Source organism: Tsuneonella mangrovi (genome assembly GCF_002269345.1).
GTDB classification, from domain to species: domain Bacteria; phylum Pseudomonadota; class Alphaproteobacteria; order Sphingomonadales; family Sphingomonadaceae; genus Tsuneonella; species Tsuneonella mangrovi.
In genome coordinates this window covers 109,172-127,330 of the sequence record NZ_CP022889.1, presented here as the reverse complement: position 1 = coordinate 127,330, position 18,159 = coordinate 109,172, and the positions used below count along the sequence as shown (strand labels likewise).

Sequence of the window (18,159 nt, the reverse complement as noted above, 5' to 3'; positions counted from 1 at the left end):
GTCACGCCGCCTTGCGCTCCATCTCTTCCTCGAACCATTCGATCAGCATCGACAGCACTTCGCGCACTGCCTTGTCCTGCTCGGAAATGCGGCGCTCGAGCTCTGCCACCCGGTCGAACCAATCGGTCGGGATGCTCGGACCGTTGGTCCGCGCGTCGCTAAGTTCTGCAATCGCCTGCTGCAGCTGGGCGATCTGTCCGTCGCGAGTTGCCAGCAGCTCTTCGACCCTCGGCTTGGGCGCGGCCGAGGGATAGACCGCGTGCTTGATCGGGCCGGGCGTCGGCGCCACGTCGATTTTCGGCAGCGGCTTGGGCATCGCTTCGGGGAAGGTCGAATCGTGCTCCATTTCCTTGAGCACCGCAGAGAGCATCGCCGAATCGATCCGGGTACGCTGTTCGACCGCGCCGAGCAGCATCAACCGGGTCATCACCTGGTTCACCCGACGCGGGATACCGCCGGTTGCTTCGTGAAGCTCAGCGAACACCCGCTGATCGAACGCCGGGTTGCCTTCCCAGCCGACGCATTCGAGACGGTGCTCGATATACGGCTGGATTTCGGCAGCACCCATCGCTTCGAGGTGGTGCGCGGCGATCACCCGCTGGCGCAGCTGCTCGAGTTCGCTGTGCTGGGCGAGGACCTGCTTGAACTCGGGCTGGCCGAGCAGCAGCGTCTGCAACAACGGGTGCGAGCCGAGCTGGAAATTCGACAGCATCCGCAGCTCCTCGAGCGCTTCCACGCTGAGGTTTTGCGATTCGTCCACGATCAGCAGGCAACGACGTCCCGCGCGCGCTTCCTCATGCAGGAAATTCTCGATCGCCCCCAGCGCTGCGGCCTTGTCGTGGCCGTCAACCTCGATCCCGAAGGCCTGCGCAGCAACGTGGACCATTTCCTCGCCGTCGAGATTGCTGGTGACGATCTGGCCGACGGTCATCTGCGCCGGGTCGATCTTCTTCATCAGGTGCGCGACCAGCGTGGATTTACCCGCGCCGACCTCGCCGGTGATGACGATGAAGCCTTCCCCCTGAGCCATCCCGTAGCCGAGATACGACAGCGCCTTGCGGTGCGTCGCACTCTCGAAATAGAAATCCGGATCGGGCGTCAGCTGGAACGGTCGCGCCGTCAGCTTGTAAAAGTCGTCGAACATCGCTCTTCGTCCCCCGTGAATCAGAAATCGTAGCGCAGGCCGAGGCGGGCCGCCGCGTTGCTAATACTTTCGCCGACAACGTCGCTGTCGATGCGGTCGAGCGCGACCCCGGCGTTCGCCGAAAGTCCTTGCAACAGGTATCGGCGGTACGCTGCGGAAGCGCCGTAAATCGTGGCGTCGCCGCCGTTGGCGAAGCCGCTCTTGAGCCAGTTCACGTGCGCGTTGACTGCAAAGCTCGACCGACGGTCGATCTGGCCCGATGCAAAAGCCGATGCCCAATAGCTCTCGTCGATCACGCCATTGGCCACAGCCAGGACAGTCCCCGGTGCAGCAATGAAGGTGCGACGATCATAGCCCGCACCCACGCCGGCGCTCATGCGGCCCACCTGCTCGGCGTAGGTCGCGGCGATCCCGCGTCCGCGGAACACCGCCGAACGGATCGAACCGAGCGCACCGGTGAGGCAGCTGCCGCCCTGGAGGCTGGCAACGCATCCGGTGAGGTCACCAGTCACCGCATTGCGATTGGCGGTGAAGTCGGTCGGCAGCGCCGCCAGCGCAGTCGTCAACTGGCCGCCGAACCCGGTGATCCCGTCATACGCGGCAATATTGAGTGCGCTGCGACGGCTCGGTGCCCACGCAAAGCTGCTGTAGTAAGTGGTCGAATCGTAGCGGCGACCGACGTGCGCTTCCAGCGACGTGCGCGGCGACGGACGCCACATCACGCCCACGTCCCAGATCAGGCCCGAGGTATCGTAGGCGATCTGGCGTGGTGCGCTTTTGTCGGTCACGAACCGGCCGGCGGAATCGACCACCGGGTTGCCATTGGCGTCGCGCAGCGCATCGCGGCTCGACACCTGGACCTTCTCGTACCCTGCGCCGCCGACCAGCGCGACGTTCGGCGAAACCGGCACGGTCACGTCGCCGCGCGTGTGGAAATCCTCCAGCCGCTGGTCGAGGTTGGAAATATCTTCGCGGTTGTAGCCTACGCCAGCGCCGACACCGACCGGAAGCGGTTCGCCCGGACGGGTTCCGACATGGAGGTTGGCACTTTGCGCCCAACTGTCCTCGAACACCTGGGTCGGCTGCGCGCCAGGCGCAACCGGCGTAGCGTTCGGCGCGTCGACCCGCGCGTAACCGAGGCGATAGTTGGCATTGACCTGTGCGTCGCCGAGCTGGGCGTGGACGTTCGGCCCAGCGTAGGCCGCGTAGACCTTGCTTTCGGCGACATTGCTCCCGCTGATGGCCAGCGAGGAAGTGCCGTTACCGTTGATCCGCGTCCGTGCGGCAAGGCCGCCCGCTTCGAAGGTTACTGCCTGCGGAACGATCGAGCCATAACCGCGCACGACGCCGCTGAGCGTCGAGCTATCTGACACCTGATTGTCGTAGCCGAAGGTGCGTTCGTAACGGATCGACGCCGAACCGCCGTTGTTGCGTCCGGTAACCGTCGCATCGACGCCGGCAGCCACTTGCGTATAAGTGACGGTCTCGTTGCCCGGCGAAATCTGGCTGGAGATCACCTGGCTCGCTTCAATGTAGGGCGCAATCTGCACGGGCCCGGCGCGATGTTCACGCGTTTCGGGCGCGGATTGCGCGATCGCCGGCGCGGCAAAAGCCACTGCGCTGATCGCACTCGCTAGATAGAGGGCGTTGCGTTTCATCGGCTTACCCTTCGTACCCGTAATATGTCCCGAAGCGCCGACCGCTCGGGCTGAAAGTGGCAGCATTGAGCAGGAGCTTGATGTCCGGGCACGCGCCGAGCAGCTGGACCGCATCCTCAAGCGCACTGCGGCCGGTCTGGTCCGCACGGGCGACGAGGAGTGCTTGCCCGACGTGTTTGGCAAGATCGGCGGCAGGTGACGCGGCGAGCGCAGGCGGACTGTCGAAGATCACCATTCGGTGCGGCGCGCCGGCGGTCAGCCGGTCGAGCACTTCGGCCGTGCGGGCGCTCGCCAGCCATTCGCTGTCTGCGTCGGTCTGATTGCCCGCGGGAAGAATCCACAAGCCCGGAATATCAGTCCCGATCACCAGGTCCTCGACCTTGAGCGACGGATCGGAAAGTGCGTCGAGAAGGCCAGGTCCCTTGGGCAGGCCGAGCGTCGAAAGCACCGACGGCTTGGCAAAATCGGCATCGACCAGCAGCACTTCGCCGTCGCGCTCGCTCGCCATCGCGATCGCGAGGTTGACCGACGTGAAGGTCTTGCCTTCGCCCGGAAGCGGTGAGCACACCAGGATGCGGCGCGAGCGCGCAGTACCGATTTGGTCGGCAGAGGCGATCAGCTGGCGCTTCACGATGCGGAATTCCTCGAGCAGCGAACTTACCTTGCCGTCGGGCACGATCATGCCGCGTTCCTTGAGCCGCTTGCGATCGACCGGATGCTTCTCGCCCGCGAATTTGACCGCCGAGGCAGGCCCTTCGATCACTACCGGTGCCGACGGCACCGTGGCAGGAACATTCGTCGTCACTGCTTCGAAGCTGTCTTCGACCGGTGCGGCATAAGGCGCTTCCTGGGCTGCTTCGGCCTTCTTGACCATGCGCGCGCGCTTCATCGGTGGTTCTGCCAGCTTGCCGGGAACCGGGGACGGTCGGAACGCGTCAAAGCCGAACGCACCGCTGGCACGCTCGAACAACGAGCTTGCCCGCTCTTCCTCGCCTTCACCGGGGACAGGGATATTGCTCTGGTCGGTCATCGCAATCTCCTCACGCCACCATGCCGCGCTGGACGAATTCGACCGTCAGCAGCACCAAGAACAGGCCGAACAGCGATCCGCTCCCGGCGTAAAAGAGCTTCATCCGCTTGGCGTTCAATAGCTTTGCGCCCTCGCTCAAACTCTCGGAAATCGTCCCGATCACAGGCAGGTCCAACCCGCGTTCGAGCCCGTTTGCGGTGGCAAAGGTCGACCGAAGCTGGCCGAGCGCGAATGCGGCACCGACGCCTGCGCCCAACCCGACGATCAGCACGCCGAAGAGCAGCAGCGGACGGTTTGGCGAAGCGGGCTTGAGCGGCATTGTAGGCGGATCGACCACGTCGAACTTGAAGCTCGCTCGTTCGCTTTCGACCTGGCCGCGCAGGCGCATTTCCTCGCGGTCCTGCAAGAGGCTATCGTATTGCTTCTTGAGCACGTCGTAATCGCGGCTGATCCGGTTGGCCTCGGCCGAAACCGTCGGCTCGGTCGACTGATCTGCCAGCGACTTCGAGAGGTCGGATTGCAAAGCGACCTTTCGCGACAAGAGCGCCTGGACGTTCGCTTCGCGCTCGGCCTTGGTCGCAACCAGCGATGAATAGGCCGGGTTCGGTATCCCGCCCGCAGCGCCGCCGCCCGCGCGCTGGAGCAGCGCGATCTGCTTCTTCATCGCGATCACGTCGGGATGACTGTCGGTCAGGCCGCGCGCCTGCATCGCGGCAAGCTGTCCTTGCGCCTGTGCCAGTGCGCTGCCGCTACCGTCGGCCCCGATCGCGAGAGTTCGCGGCGTCGAGGCGAGCTGGCCAGTGATCGCGGCAAGCGAACTCTGCGCTGCGGCGAGATCCGCGTCGACCCCGCGCAACTGGTCTTGCGTGGCGGCGATGCGCCCCGAAATCGCCGTGCTTCCACCGATCAGTTCAGGGTGTTCGGCCTCGAACTTGGAAAGCTTCTGCTCGGCTGCATCGAGATCGTTCTTGCGCTGGTCGAGCTGCTGGTCGAGGAACACCAACGTGTCGGCCACTTCGCCGCGGTTGCCGGCGATATTTTCTTCGCGGAAGATGTCGATCAGCTTCTGGACGACGTCGCGACTGAGCTTTGCGTTGTCGGCATCCGACAGGCTGCCTTTGCCCACATCGGCGGATATCGTGAACAGGTTGTCTTCCTGGCTAACGATCTTGACGTCTTGAGCCAGCGACTTGACCGCCCGGTCCATCTGCTCCTGCGAGACGATGCCGTTACCCAGCCCTGTCCCGCGAATGACCTTTTCGAGGTTCACCGCGCTTGCCAAGGTCTGCCGGACACGGGCAATCTGGTCCTTGCCGCCGTTGGCGATGTTGAGCTGGTCGGTCAGAACGTCGTCGAGCTGGACGTAGATCCGCGCGCTAGATTCGTACTTGTTGGGCACCATCGCCACGGCCATCCAGCCCAGCACGCACACGCCCCACGCTACCGCCAGCACCAGCCACTTGCGGTGCCAGGCGGAGTAGGCCGCTGCCCGGAGTTCTTCGAAGACTTCGTTCATCTGGCTTGCCGACCCTTCGTCAGAACATGCTTTCGGGGATGATGATCACATCGCCCGGCTGGAGCATCACGTTGGCCTTGGTGTCGCCCTTCTTGAGCAGGTCACCCAGGTGCAGCTTGTATTCGCGCTGTTTGCCGGTCTGCTTGTCGAACCGGACCAGCTTGGCCTTGTTGCCCGCCGCGTATTCACTGAGGCCGCCGACCGCGATCATCGCGTCGAGCACTGTCATGTTCGCGCGATAGGGAATGCTGGCCGGCTTCTCGGTCGCGCCGATCACGCGGATCTGCTGGCTGAATGTGCCCGCGAACTTCGTGACGATCACACTGACCAGCGGGTCCTGGACGTATTGCGACAGTTGCAGGCGAATGTCCTGCGCCAGCATTGCCGGGGTCTTGCCCACCGCCGGCATGTCGTTGACCAGCGGAGTGGTGATCCGGCCATCGGGACGGACCTGGATGTTTTGCGCGCTGAGCTCGGGATTGCGCCAGACATTGATCGTCAATTCGTCGAGCGGCCCGATCACGTAATCCTCGCCCGGCCCTTCCTGCATCGCGACGAACGAAGCGGGTGGAAGCTGGCCTGCGTTGGTCGTGGCACAACCGGCCAGGGCCAGCGACGCGACAGCGCAGCTGGCAAGGATTGCGGGCATTCGAGACTTCGACATCGATGTACATCCTTGAGCAGTCCGCAGGCGTGCGCGCGGTGGCCGGGCGCGACCCGGATCCCCCGCACCTGCGGTATCAAGCTGTCATGTCGCGGAAATTGGTGAATATACCGTTAGGCAGAAGTTGCCTCGTTGATGGCAGTCCCAACGCGGGACAGCCTTAAAGCAATGGTTAAACGAGGATTTCGCGCGCCGGACCTTGCCCGAGGAACATCGCCGGGCTCGCGCTCGCGCCGTATGCACCGGCACAGAATACCGCCACCAGATCGCCCACTTCGGCGCGGGGCAACATCGCCTTGTCGGCCAGCCGGTCGAGCGGGGTGCAAAGGCACCCGACAACGTGCACTTCTTCGCTGCCCTCGGCATCGAAGTGGCTGGCGATCGCAACGGGGTAATTTCGTCGCACGACTGTCCCGAAGTTGCCCGATGCGGCGAGCTGGTGATGCAGTCCGCCGTCGGTGATCAGGTAAGTCTCGCCGTGACTGACCTTACGGTCGACTACCCGGCACAAATAGACCCCCGCCTCGCCGACAAGGAACCGGCCAAGCTCGATACATAGTCGGGTTTCCACAAGCGAATCAGGTAGTTCGGCAAAACGCGCCGCCAAACGTTCACCCACGAGATCAAGGTCGACCGGCACATCGTTGGCAAAATAGGGAATCCCGAGGCCGCCGCCCATGTTGAGCTTGGGCAGTGCAGCGCCGATTTCCTTCGCGAGCTTTGCTGCAAGGTCGAGCACGTTGCCCTGCGTTTCGGCAATCGCTTCAGCGTCCAGTGCCTGGCTGCCGGTGAAGATGTGCAGGCCGCGCCAGTCGGCTCCGGCAGCGATGATTTCCTTTGCCAACGCAGGAACGCGCTCGGCGTCAAGGCCGAACGGCTTGGCACCGCCACCCATCTTCATGCCCGATCCGCGTAGTTCGAAGTCGGGATTGACCCGGATCGCCAGACGCGGCGTCACACCCAAGCGCTCGGCAATGGCGATTGCGCGGTGCGCTTCGCTTTCGGACTCGCAGTTGAGCGTTACCCCGGCGGAGATCGCCGCTTCAAGCTCCTCGTCTCGCTTGCCTGGGCCGGCAAAACTGACCAGCGTCGGATCGATCCCGGCTTTGGTTACCATCGCCAGCTCGCCGCCCGACGCAATGTCGAACCCGTCGACCAGCCCGGCCATATGTTCGAGCACCGGCCCGAACGGGTTCGCCTTCACCGCGTAGTGGATCGCAAGTCGCTCGGGCATTGCGGAGCGCAGTTCGGCCATGCGGCGATCGAGCAGTTCGCGCGAATAAACGAACAGCGGGGTGCCACCTGCTTCATCGACGAGTTCGCTCGCGGCAATACCGCCAACGGCCAGTTCGCCATCGATCGCTGTGTAACCGTCAGGGATCGGTCCAAGCGGCTTCACCGGGCGAACTCCTGCGTGATGGCATTGCGATCGAGCTTGCCATTCGGGTTGCGTGGAATTGCATCATAAGCACGATAGAACCGCGGCTGCATGAAATTCGGCAATGCCTGCGCCAACGCCTTCTTCAACGCCTCTTCGGAATACCCTTCCGCCGGACGCACCGCGAGGCACACCGCATGGCCGAGCTTGGGATCGGGTTTACCCACCGCCACCGCCTCGACAACCAGCCCGGTCGCGATCGCCGCGTCTTCGACTTCCTGCGGACTGATGCGGTTGCCCGCGCTCTTGATCATCGAATCGCGCCGCCCGACAAAATGGAGCAGCCCTTGTGCATCGCGCCTGACCCGGTCGCCCGACCACACAGCCGTGCCGCCATAGGTCGAGGCTGCAGGAGCTGGTTTAAAGCGTTCCGCGGTGCGTTCGGCATCCTGCCAGTAACCGTGCGCGACCAGCGGGCCACAGTGGACCAGTTCGCCTTCCTCATCCGGTGCAGCAACGTTGCCCTGGTCATCGATCACAAGGATTTCCGCAAACGGGATCGCCTTGCCGATCGATGTCGGATGACTGTCGACAAGCGAAGGATCGAGATAGGTTGAACGAAACGCTTCGGTCAGCCCGTACATCGGGAACAGGCGCGCATCCGGGAAGATGCGGCGCAGATCCTTCACCAGGCCGACCGTCAAGGCACCGCCGGTGTTGGTCAGCCGCCGCATCGACGCGACTGCCTCTTGGGGCCACTCGATCTCGGTCAGCTGGACCCACAGCGGCGGTACGCACGCCAGCGTGGTCACGCCATGCTTCGCGCAGGCCTTGGTCACGTCGCGCGGAAGGAGGTAATCGAGCGGCACCACGCTGCCTCCAGCGTACCATGTCGAAAGCAGCTGGTTCTGGCCGTAATCGAAGCTGAGCGGCTGCACCGCCAGCACTACATCGTCAGGTTCGATCCCGAGATAGCTCGCGACGCTGACCGCACCGAGCCACATGTTGGTGTGGCTCAGCATCACGCCCTTGGGTCGCCCGGTCGAACCGGATGTGTAGAGGATCGCCGCCAATTCCTCCGGATCGTGGTCCGACGGGCCGAGCGGTTCGCATTCATCGACCTGCGCCCATAGATCTTCTTCAGCACCGACCGCGCATCCCGAAGGAACGTCGCCATGCTCGAGTCCCTTCAGCCGCGCATTGTTGGCGATCAGCATCACCGCGCCGCTGTCGGAAAGGATATGCGCGACCTGCATTCGCTTTAGCAGCGGATTGATCGGCACGTGGACGATCCCGGCCCGCGCACAGGCCAGCGGCAAGAGGCAGGTTGCTTCGCCCTTGGCGGCCCAGCTCGCCACCCGGTCGCCCTTGCTGGCGTGCTCGAGCAACCATGCAGCCAACTGGCCGACACGGGTTCTTAAGTCCTGATGGTTAAGCACGCGGTCGCGCAAGACCAGCGCCGACGCATTCGCTTCACCGCGCTCAGCGAGGTGATCGAGCGGCCGGGGTCGCGAATCGAGCGCAGAAGGCATGAGTACTCCAAGGGGAACAAACGCTGTGATCGCTGCCAGCTATCACGACACGGTTAACGTCTTGCAAGGGACACGCGCAAACCAAGTGGGCCCCTTCGACCGGCCCGAATGGTTCGCGTTGCTGGCCAATGCAGGGAAGCGCCCGCTTGTCGCGCTGGCGCAGGATGGCAGCGACATGGCCGCGCTCGCGCTGACCGAGGCGAACGGGCGGCTCGAACCGCTGCGCAACTGGTATTCGTTCACTTGGCGCCAGCTGGCCGCCGATAGCCCTGACGGAGAGCGCCTGCTCGCCGAAATCGCCCGCGACCTCAAGACGCGCAGCCACCGCGTGACGCTATGGCCGGTTCCCGACGAAGACGGATCGGCCACCCGGCTCGAAACCGCCTTCCGCGCTGCTCGGTGGTCCGTTTCACGGACCCAGTGCGATCACAACCACGTGCTCGAAGTCGGCGGGCGCAGCTTTGCCGAATATTGGGCCGCTCGTCCGGGCAAGATGCGGACAACCCTCAAGCGCAAGGCCAAGAAGGTCGAGGTCGAAATCCTCGACCGGTTCGATCCCGACGCCTGGCACGCCTATGAAGACATCTACGCCGAAAGCTGGAAGCCCGAGGAAGGCGATCCGGCCTTGCTGCGCCGCTTCGCCGAAGATGAAGGTGCTGCAGGCCGCATCCGGCTCGGCATCGCGCGCCACGAAGGACAACCGGTTGCGGCCCAATTCTGGACCGTCGAAAACGGCGTCGCCTACATTCATAAGCTGGCGCACCTCGAAAGCATGAAGCCACTATCCGCCGGGACCACGCTAAGCGCGGCATTGTTTGAACGCGCGATCGACCTCGACAGGGTCGACTGGATCGATTTCGGAACCGGTAACGACCGCTACAAGGCGGATTGGATGGAAGCGGTCCGCCCGCGCTTCATGCTCGATTGCCTCGACCCCGCCCAGCCCAAGGCATGGTTGCCCTTTGCCAAGCGAAAGGTTCTCGAACTTGCGCCGGGTGTCCGCCAAAGCTAGGGCGGCGCGCGTTTGGTTAAGGGGCAATTCTGAATGTCTGACGAGCACAATCCGGCACAGGTTCGCAGCGCGATCGATACGCAGCTGCGTTCGATCCTTGCCGATGTCCTGGGGCTCGATGCTGCCCAAGTCGCCGAATTCGACGCCGACAGCGGCCTGTTCGGCCATTTGCCCGAGCTCGATTCGATGGCTGTTGCAGGCCTCCTCACCGAGATGGAGGACCGGCTCGATATCATGATCGACGACGACGATGTCGATGGCGAAATGCTCGAAACCTACGGCGGGCTGCTCGCCTTTGCCGAGGCCAAAGCCGGCGAAGCGTGACACCGTTCACTCTCGTCAGCTGGCCTTGCCCGCTCGAGGGCGACAGCGAGCACACCGAAATGGCGATGGCGTTCGATCGCGGGCGCGAGCGGCGGCTGCTGGTCCTGCCCGCATGGTTCGACGAAGCGAACAAGCTGCGCCGCCAGACCGCCGAAGTCATGCGCCGCCTCGACATGTCGGAGATCGATACGATCCTGCCCGACCTGCCGGGTTGCAACGAGAGCACCGCGCAGCTCGATAGCCAGACCGTTGCCGATTGGCGCAAGGCGACAGCAGCGGCGGCAAAGCATTTCAAAGCAACCCATCTCCTGACGGCGCGCGCGGGCGCGGTCCTCGCTCCGGCAGATTTGCCCGGATGGGCATGGGCACCGACAGGCGGCAGACAGGCGTTGCGAGCGATGCTGCGTGCGCGGACAATCGCTTCGAAGGAAGCGGGAAGGCCTGAGAAAACCGAGGACCTGCAGGCGATCGGTCGCGAACAGGGCATCGAACTGGCCGGGTGGAAGCTCGGCGCAGCGATGTTTCGCGAGCTCGAAACGGCCGAACCATCAAGCCAACTCGCGGCCATCGCGCAGTCCGATCTCGGCGGGCCCGGCCTGTGGTTGCGCGCCGAGCCCGACGAAGATCCCGAGCAAGCCGACGCCCTTGCGGCGATCCTCGCCATCGGCATGGGTGACGAACAATGACCCGGCTGCACATGACCTTCGAGTGCGTCGATTCGATGCTCGCGGGCACGCTCGATGCAGCCAAGGGCACCACCGGGCTACTGCTCGTGACCGGTGGCAACGAAGTCCGCTCGGGTGCATTCAGCGGGCAGGCGGCACTGGCCGCGCGGATAGCCGCAGCGGGCTTTCCCGTGTTCCGTTTCGACCGGCGCGGTGTGGGTGACAGTGGCGGCGAAAATCGCGGCTTCCGGCGCAGCAAGCGCGATATCGAAGCGGCGCTGGCGGCATTCAAGGCCATCGCCCCGACGGTCGATCGGGTGGTGGGCTTCGGCAATTGCGATGCGGCCAGCGCGCTGATGCTGGCAAGCGGCGCGGGGTGCGATGCGCTGATCCTCTCCAATCCGTGGACCATCGATGATGCGGACGACACGCCTCCCCCATCCGCGGTTCGCGCGCGCTATATGGAAAAACTCAAGGATCCCAAGGAAATATTGCGGCTTGTTACAGGCGGTGTGAACCTCGGAAAACTGGCCAAGGGGCTCCGCCAGGCGAGCAAGGCCAAGTCGGCGCCTACCACGCTGGCGGGAGAAATGGCCGCTGGTCTGGCCGAGTACGACGGCCCGGTGCAAATCCTCCTTGCGACTTCCGACCGCACCGCGCAGGCCTTTGCCGAAAGCTGGGATCGCGACGATCCGCGCATTGCCCGCTGCGATCGGGCCACCCACGCATGGGTCGAGCCGCGCGCGCGCGAATTCCTCGACCAACAGATCATCGCCGCGCTCAAAGGCTAGCGCAGGAACAGGCTGGCCAGTTCGACGTGCGTCGACCACCGGAACTGGCCGACGGGGCGCAGTTCGGCCAGCCTGAACCCCGCTTCGACCAATTTCGCGGCATCCTTCGCCCAGCTCGCAGGATTGCAGCTGATGTAGGCCACACGACCGACCTCGCTTGCGGCGATCTGTGCCACTTGCTCGCGCGCACCGGCCCGTGGCGGATCGAGCAGGACGCCGTCGAAGCTCGCCAGTTCGTCAGGCCTCAGCGGGTTGCGGAACAGGTCGCGGTGGATCGCCGTTACGGGCCTACGCGCCCTGCTCGCCGCCGCGCGGCATGCCAGATGCGCGTCGCGCGCGGCCTCGTACGCGGAAACCTGCGTGCCGATGCCGAATGCAAATGTCCCGAGACCGGAGAACAAGTCGGCCGCATGGCTGCACGCGCCGAGCCACTCGCGCGCGGCGGAGGACAGCGCCGCTTCGCCATCGGCGGTGGCCTGCAGGAATGCGCCCGAGGGCAGCGCAATTGGCACTTCGCCCAGTGTCACGGTAACCGGCTCGGGTTCCCAAACACTCTCCGCGCCGAAGCCCAAATCGACTGACAGCCGCGCCAGCCCGTATTCGCGCGCGAAGCCGAGCGTCGCTTCGGTCGCTTCGAGCCCTTCCATCGCGAAGTTCTTCAAGCCGCAATCGATCCCCTGGTCGGCCAGGGTCAGCTCTATTTCGACCGCGTAGCGTTTACCCAGCGTTGTCAGCAGCGTGCGGAGCGGTTCAAGCAACGCGAACAATTCAGGGTGCAGCACATGGCATTCGGCAAGGCCGACGACCTTGTGCGATCCACCTTCGCGAAACCCGATCAGCGGCTTGCCGCCGCCGTTAATTGCCAACAGGCTGGCCCTGCGGCGGCTGCGGGGCGGCGAGAGATGCACCGGGGCGAGCACTTGCGGTTCGATACCCTGCCCGCGCGCGGCGTGAAGCACGCGGTCGCGGACGAAATCGGCGAGCGCCTCTTCGTCGAGGTGTTGCAACTGGCATCCGCCGCAGCGTCCGAAATGGCGGCACGGCGGGTTGGCGTGATGCGGCCCCGGCTGCACCGAACCATCGGGCAATACAATGTCGCCCGGTGCGGCAAACGGCACATGCCGACCGTTCGCGGTCACGCCGTCGCCGCGCGCAGCTACGCGGATAATCGTTTCAGGTTCGCTCACAGGAAGCGCGCGTAGGCGGCAGAAACGGCGGCGGCAAGGTCGTCTGCCATCAACGCAGGGCCAGCGATCCGCGCAGCCTCGGTATGCAGCCAGACCGCTTCGCCGGCAGCGCCGAACGGGTCGCGCCCAGTGGACAGACGACTTGCCGCGATTCCGGCGAGGACATCGCCGGTTCCCGCATTGGCCAGCCAGCTCGAAGCGGGCGGGAAGAACGCCGTCCGGCCATCACGCGCCACCAACAGATTGTCCGGTCCCTTCGCGAGCACGGTAAGACCCGTGGCCTCTGCCAAACCCTGGGCCATGCTGCGCTTGGTCGGTTCGGCAATCCTGAAGGTTTCGCACAGCTTCGCCAGTTCGCCAGTGTGGGGCGTAACAAGCAACCGCGAGGTATCGACCCCTTCGAGCAGGTCTTCGTCGAGCAGGTGCAGCGCATCAGCATCAAGCACCGCCGGAACCCGCGCCTCCAGTACCGCAGCCAGCCGCCCGCGCGCGGCTTCGCTCCGGCCCAAGCCCGGTCCGACCAGCAAAGCGGAGAGCCGCTTGTCCGCCAGCGCCGGTTCAAGGGGATCGCTCACTGTCACCAGCGCATCGGGTGCGCCAACCACTGGTTCGTTCGCGAACAATTTTACATAGCCTGCCCCCGCGCGCATCGCAGCCTTGCACGCGAGCATCGCAGCACCGGGCATCGCTCCTCCAACCACACCCAACAGGCCGCGCGAATACTTGTGTGCCGCGCGGTCGGGTGAAGCCAGCACAGGGCGCGGAACGACGTGAGCAGCACCGGCAACCGGCTCGACGCCGATATCGACCAGCCGAACCCCTCCGAGACGTTCGAGGGCAGGCATCAGGAAATGCGCCGGTTTCCATGCGCCAAGCGCTAGCGTCAGGTCGCAATGTACGACTTCGCCGAGCAAGGTGCCGTCATCGGTCGCCACCCCGCTCGGCAGGTCGACCGCAACGAAATGGCGGTGGTTGGACGCCAGCTGGGCTATCAACTTCGCGTGCTCGCTCGACAAGGGTCGCGTGAGCCCCGAGCCGAACAGGCAATCGACGAACACCGCGCCGTGCACACTGTCGGCACCTTCAACAACTTCACCCTGCCACGCCGCTCTCGCATTGCGCGCAGCGTCGGTCTTCGGTTCGATCGGCGCGACAACCTTCACCTCCAGCCCGCGCGCCCGCAGAGTCTCGGCAATCATGTAGCCGTCGCCGCCGTTGTTGCCGGGGCCGCACAGCACCGTCACCGCGCCGCCCATCGCGACGCGCCAGACCCAATCGGCGGCACCCTGCCCGGCGCGCTGCATCAGTTCGTCGACCGAAATTCCTTGCGCGACCAGCACCTCCTCGCCCGCGCGCATTTGCGCTGCGGTGAGGACCTGGTCACTTGCCGGCATCGAGGTCTGCCGGGAAACGATAACGATCGTCGCCCACGGTCACTTGCAGCACCTTGGGATTGCCCACCAGCTCGTTGACCGCATCTGCCGCGCCCGAAATCGCCATCATCCCGCTACGATCCGGGGCGATGCGAAGGCGGCGAAAGCTGCCATCGGGATGGCGAACGACAAATTCCGGTCCCTGTTCGCCTTCGGTCTTTTCGACCAGGCAGGCGGGAGAGAACGTGCTGCCCGGCCCCAAGGCGCACTCAATACGCTTTGCGCCGGGTTCCGCTTGCGGCTGCGGATCGCCCCGGTTGCAGGCGGCCAACAGGGCCACGAGCCCTAGCGCGGCGAGCGAACGGATCATTTGCGGACGAGTTGGCTCACATCGCGCACCGCGCCGCGCGCGGCACTGGTGGTCATCGCGGCATAGGCCTTGAGCGCATCGGACACCTTGCGCGGGCGCGGCTTGGCGGGTTGCCATGCACCATCTCCGCTTGCTTCCATCCGTGCCCGACGTTCGGCCAGTTCGGCTTCCGGGATCGCCAGGTCGATCTTGCGGCCCGGGATATCGATCTCGATCGTATCGCCATCCTCGACCAGCGCGATCGCCCCGCCTTCCGCCGCTTCGGGCGAGACGTGGCCGATCGACAGGCCCGATGTGCCGCCGGAAAAGCGCCCGTCGGTAATCAGCGCGCAGGCTTTCCCCAGCCCCTTCGATTTGAGGTAGCTGGTCGGGTAGAGCATTTCCTGCATTCCCGGCCCGCCGCGCGGCCCTTCATAGCGGATCACGACTACGTCGCCTTCCTGCACCTGGTCGGTGAGGATCGCAGCGACCGCAGCATCCTGGCTCTCGTAGACCTTTGCAGGGCCCGAGAACTTGAGGATCGAATCGTCGACCCCGGCGGTCTTCACGATGCAGCCGTCTTCGGCCAGGTTGCCGAACAGCACCGCAAGCCCGCCATCCTGGCTGAAGGCGTATTTGGCGCTGCGGATCACCCCGCCCTGCCGATCGAGATCGAGCTCGTCCCACCGCTTGTCCTGGCTGAACGCGGTCTGGGTCGGCACTCCGCCCGGCGCGGCACGGAAGAACTCCTGCACCGCCGGGTTGTTGGTGCGGGCAACGTCCCACGCGTCGAGCGCGTCGGCCATCGTCGGGCTGTGAACGGTCGGCAGCGCGGTGTTGATCAGGTCCGCCCGGTCGAGCTCACCGAGGATCGCCATGATCCCGCCCGCCCGGTGGACGTCTTCCATATGCACGTCGCTTTTCGCGGGGGCGACCTTGCACAGGCACGGCACCTTGCGGCTCAACCGGTCGATATCGGCCATCGTGAAATCGACGCCCGCTTCATGCGCAGCGGCGAGCAAGTGAAGCACAGTGTTGGTCGATCCGCCCATCGCGATATCGAGGCTCATCGCGTTCTCGAACGCGGCGAAGCTGGCGACCGAGCGCGGCAGGACGCTTTCGTCACCTTCCTCGTAATACCGGCGGCACATCTCGACCGAGAGCTTGCCCGCACGCTCGAACAGGCGCTGGCGGTCGGCATGGGTCGCAAGCGTCGAACCATTGCCGGGCAACGACAGGCCAAGTGCTTCGGTCAGGCAGTTCATCGAGTTCGCGGTGAACATGCCGCTGCACGAACCGCAGGTCGGGCACGCCGAGCGTTCGATGCTGGCGACTTCCTCGTCCGAATAGGCTTCGTCGGCAGCGGCAACCATCGCATCGACCAGGTCGAGCGCGACTTCCTTGCCTTTCACCACGACCTTGCCCGCTTCCATCGGTCCGCCCGAGACGAATACCGCCGGGATATTGAGCCGCAGCGCGGCCATCAGCATCCCCGGCGTGATCTTGTCGCAGTTCGAAATGCACACCATCGCATCGGCGCAGTGCGCGTTGACCATGTATTCCACGCTGTCGGCGATCAGGTCGCGACTGGGCAGCGAATAGAGCATCCCGTCGTGCCCCATCGCGATACCGTCATCGACCGCGATGGTGTTGAATTCCTTCGCGACGCCGCCCGCCGCCTCGATCTCGCGCGCGACCATCTGGCCCAGGTCCTTGAGGTGGACGTGACCCGGCACGAACTGGGTGAACGAATTGACCACCGCGATGATCGGCTTGCCGAAGTCATCATCCCTCATGCCGGTCGCGCGCCACAGGCCGCGGGCGCCGGCCATGTTGCGGCCGTGGGTCGATGTGCGGGAGCGATAATCGGGCATGGTCTCAAACTCGGTCAGCAAACTCGGGTGCCGTCGCCCTGCGCGGCGAAGCAGCGAGGGTCTAACGCGAATTTCTTTAGGCCGCTACAGCCGCGCCGCTAGCAGGATCAGGCGAGTTCGACCATTACCGAGACGCGCCCGGCGATATCGGCGATCATCGCCGCCCAGCGCGCCTGCCCCGCTTCGGTGCGAATCTGGTCGTTGCGGATTTCGAACGTCAGGTAGGGGACGCCCTCGGCCTCGGCGTGCCGGTCCATCGATCCGTTGAGCTCGCGCCCCGAATAGGGCTGGTTGTCGCCCACGGTCAGCCCTTGCTGGGAAAGCAGCCGGATCGCGTGACGCGCAGCGCGATCGTCCTCGTTATAGAGCACCCCGACTTCCCACGGGCGGTCCTCATCAGGCTTGGTTTCCAGCTTGGGCGTGAACGAATGCAGCGAGATGACCAGCCGCGGCTGCAGGGCCGCGATGAACTTGCTGCAAGCCTGGTGGTAGGGGCGATGGAATCGCCCCAGTCGCATTTCGAGATCGGCCCCGATATTGCCCGGGACCAGGTGCCCGTCGCTGGTGGTCGGGACGACCCCCGCATGGTCTTCCTCGCGGTTGAAATCGCACACCAGGCGGCTGACGCAGGCAAGGTGCGCCGGGATATGGTGGCGACGCGCCATTCGTTCGGCCACGCCCTCGACCCCGATATCGACCGCAATATGCGAATCGAGCAGATTCGGCGGAATGCCGAGCGGAATGTCATCGGGCACGAAGTTGGATGCGTGGTCGGCGACGCAGACGATGCCGCCCTTGCGCGGCTCGTCACTGAGGCCGACTTGCCGGTACGGTTGCCATTCGTTCACGCGCGCAATTCTCCGCTCAAGCACCACCAGTCGGGCCGGGTCCGGGCAAGGAAGTCCGCTGCCGCGCTCTGCGCTTCGCGACTGCGGAAAAGGGCGAAACAGGTTGCCCCCGAACCGGACATACGGCTGACGAAGGCATCCGTTCCGCCGAGCACCTCTAGCACATCGGCGATCGCAGGGCACAAATCGATCGCCGATGCTTCGAGATCGTTGCGCCCTTCGGCAGCGATCTTCGAGGCCGGGCCTTCGGGCAACGGCCCGCGATCCTGACCGTCCCAACCCGCAAACACCGGACCGGTGGCCAGCGGCACGCGCGGGTTCACAAGGATGACAGGTGTGCCTTGCAAGTCATTCTCAACGCTCGCCAATTCGGTTCCGGTCCCGTGGCCAAGGCACATCCGGCTGGCAACGCAGGCGGGCACGTCCGCGCCGAGCTTAGCGGCCCGCGCTTGCCAGTCATCGGGCAGGCCGTGGGCGAGTTCGATCATGCGGAACACCGCCGCCGCATCCGCCGATCCGCCGCCCAGCCCGGCGGCGACCGGCAAGTTCTTTTCGAGCGAGATTTCCATCCCCTCGAACCGCGGCAGAACGGTGAGCGCGCGCATCACGATATTGTCGATCGGATCGGTCAGCGCGCCCGCGAATTCGCCGGAAACCCGCACCCTGTCATAGCGCGACGAGTCGGCGCGCAGCGTGTCGCCCTTGTTCACGAACGCGAACAGCGTCTCGATCTCGTGATACCCGTCCTCGCGCCGCCGCCGGACATGCAGCGCGAGATTGATCTTGGCGTAGGCGGTTTCGCGCATAGCTTTGA

At 64.8% G+C, this 18,159-nt stretch carries 17 protein-coding genes; 4 read left to right on the top strand and 13 right to left on the bottom strand.

The window, feature by feature from the left end; translation table 11 throughout:
- Window position 1: 1 nt before the first annotated feature.
- From CJO11_RS00600 to CJO11_RS00570, 7 genes are all read right to left on the bottom strand, one after another.
- Complete coding sequence (locus CJO11_RS00600) at window positions 2-1,144, bottom strand: XrtA/PEP-CTERM system-associated ATPase (protein WP_095010964.1); 1,143 nt, start codon at window positions 1,142-1,144, stop codon at window positions 2-4.
- Between the two features lie 20 nt (window positions 1,145-1,164).
- A complete protein-coding gene (locus CJO11_RS00595) occupies window positions 1,165-2,802 on the bottom strand; it encodes a preprotein translocase subunit YajC (RefSeq protein ID WP_095010963.1) in 1,638 nt (545 codons plus the stop codon).
- Window positions 2,803-2,806: 4 nt separating this feature from the next.
- Window positions 2,807-3,832 carry a P-loop NTPase family protein gene (locus CJO11_RS00590; RefSeq protein WP_095010962.1) on the bottom strand — a complete coding sequence of 342 codons (1,026 nt, stop codon included), beginning with the start codon at window positions 3,830-3,832 and terminating at the stop codon, window positions 2,807-2,809.
- Window positions 3,833-3,842: 10 nt separating this feature from the next.
- Window positions 3,843-5,348: an XrtA system polysaccharide chain length determinant gene (locus CJO11_RS00585; RefSeq protein ID WP_095010961.1), complete on the bottom strand. Its 1,506-nt coding sequence runs from the start codon at window positions 5,346-5,348 to the stop codon at window positions 3,843-3,845.
- Between the two features lie 19 nt (window positions 5,349-5,367).
- Window positions 5,368-6,012: an XrtA/PEP-CTERM system exopolysaccharide export protein gene (locus CJO11_RS00580; RefSeq protein ID WP_095010960.1), complete on the bottom strand. Its 645-nt coding sequence runs from the start codon at window positions 6,010-6,012 to the stop codon at window positions 5,368-5,370.
- 172 nt (window positions 6,013-6,184) lie between these two features.
- Entirely contained in the window at window positions 6,185-7,411 is a 1,227-nt protein-coding gene (locus CJO11_RS00575) for a pyridoxal-dependent decarboxylase, exosortase A system-associated (RefSeq protein ID WP_095010959.1), read from the bottom strand.
- The gene (locus CJO11_RS00570; RefSeq protein ID WP_095010958.1) at window positions 7,408-8,922 is read right to left on the bottom strand and encodes an acyl-CoA ligase (AMP-forming), exosortase A system-associated; all 1,515 of its coding nucleotides are present in this window, start codon (window positions 8,920-8,922) and stop codon (window positions 7,408-7,410) included. The genes CJO11_RS00575 and CJO11_RS00570 overlap by 4 nt, the downstream gene beginning before the upstream one ends.
- A gap of 85 nt (window positions 8,923-9,007) precedes the next feature.
- Here CJO11_RS00570 and CJO11_RS00565 point away from each other — a divergent pair, with 85 nt between their 5' ends.
- The 4 genes from CJO11_RS00565 to CJO11_RS00550 are packed head-to-tail and all read left to right on the top strand — an operon-like array spanning window position 9,008 to window position 11,714.
- The gene (locus CJO11_RS00565) at window positions 9,008-9,934 is read left to right on the top strand and encodes a GNAT family N-acetyltransferase (RefSeq protein WP_240504507.1); all 927 of its coding nucleotides are present in this window, start codon (window positions 9,008-9,010) and stop codon (window positions 9,932-9,934) included.
- A gap of 33 nt (window positions 9,935-9,967) precedes the next feature.
- Window positions 9,968-10,258, top strand: a complete 291-nt coding sequence (locus CJO11_RS00560; RefSeq protein WP_095010956.1) for a phosphopantetheine-binding protein — start codon at window positions 9,968-9,970, stop codon at window positions 10,256-10,258.
- Entirely contained in the window at window positions 10,255-10,944 is a 690-nt protein-coding gene (locus CJO11_RS00555; protein ID WP_338064646.1) for an alpha/beta hydrolase family protein, read from the top strand. Before CJO11_RS00560 ends, CJO11_RS00555 begins: the two co-directional genes overlap by 4 nt.
- Window positions 10,941-11,714 (top strand): hydrolase 1, exosortase A system-associated, encoded by a 774-nt coding sequence (locus CJO11_RS00550; RefSeq protein WP_095010955.1) that lies wholly within the window; start codon window positions 10,941-10,943, stop codon window positions 11,712-11,714. Before CJO11_RS00555 ends, CJO11_RS00550 begins: the two co-directional genes overlap by 4 nt.
- On the opposite strand, the gene CJO11_RS00545 is transcribed toward CJO11_RS00550, so the two are convergent.
- The 6 genes from CJO11_RS00545 to CJO11_RS00520 all read right to left on the bottom strand — a co-directional run bounded on the left by CJO11_RS00545 (window position 11,711) and on the right by CJO11_RS00520 (window position 18,151).
- Window positions 11,711-12,901, bottom strand: a complete 1,191-nt coding sequence (locus tag CJO11_RS00545; RefSeq protein ID WP_095010954.1) for a class I SAM-dependent RNA methyltransferase — start codon at window positions 12,899-12,901, stop codon at window positions 11,711-11,713. The two genes, CJO11_RS00550 and CJO11_RS00545, sit on opposite strands and share 4 nt — an antisense overlap.
- Window positions 12,898-14,295 (bottom strand): NAD(P)H-hydrate dehydratase, encoded by a 1,398-nt coding sequence (locus CJO11_RS00540; RefSeq protein WP_095010953.1) that lies wholly within the window; start codon window positions 14,293-14,295, stop codon window positions 12,898-12,900. The genes CJO11_RS00545 and CJO11_RS00540 overlap by 4 nt, the downstream gene beginning before the upstream one ends.
- Window positions 14,282-14,644 carry a hypothetical protein gene (locus CJO11_RS00535; protein ID WP_095010952.1) on the bottom strand — a complete coding sequence of 121 codons (363 nt, stop codon included), beginning with the start codon at window positions 14,642-14,644 and terminating at the stop codon, window positions 14,282-14,284. The genes CJO11_RS00540 and CJO11_RS00535 overlap by 14 nt, the downstream gene beginning before the upstream one ends.
- Complete coding sequence (ilvD, locus tag CJO11_RS00530) at window positions 14,641-16,497, bottom strand: dihydroxy-acid dehydratase (protein ID WP_095010951.1); 1,857 nt, start codon at window positions 16,495-16,497, stop codon at window positions 14,641-14,643. The genes CJO11_RS00535 and ilvD overlap by 4 nt, the downstream gene beginning before the upstream one ends.
- A 107-nt stretch (window positions 16,498-16,604) precedes the next feature.
- Window positions 16,605-17,345, bottom strand: coding sequence for an N-formylglutamate amidohydrolase (locus CJO11_RS00525; protein ID WP_095010950.1), 741 nt, complete (start codon window positions 17,343-17,345; stop codon window positions 16,605-16,607).
- Window positions 17,342-18,151 (bottom strand): 4-(cytidine 5'-diphospho)-2-C-methyl-D-erythritol kinase, encoded by an 810-nt coding sequence (locus tag CJO11_RS00520; RefSeq protein ID WP_095010949.1) that lies wholly within the window; start codon window positions 18,149-18,151, stop codon window positions 17,342-17,344. The genes CJO11_RS00525 and CJO11_RS00520 overlap by 4 nt, the downstream gene beginning before the upstream one ends.
- Between the last annotated feature and the right edge of the window lie 8 nt (window positions 18,152-18,159).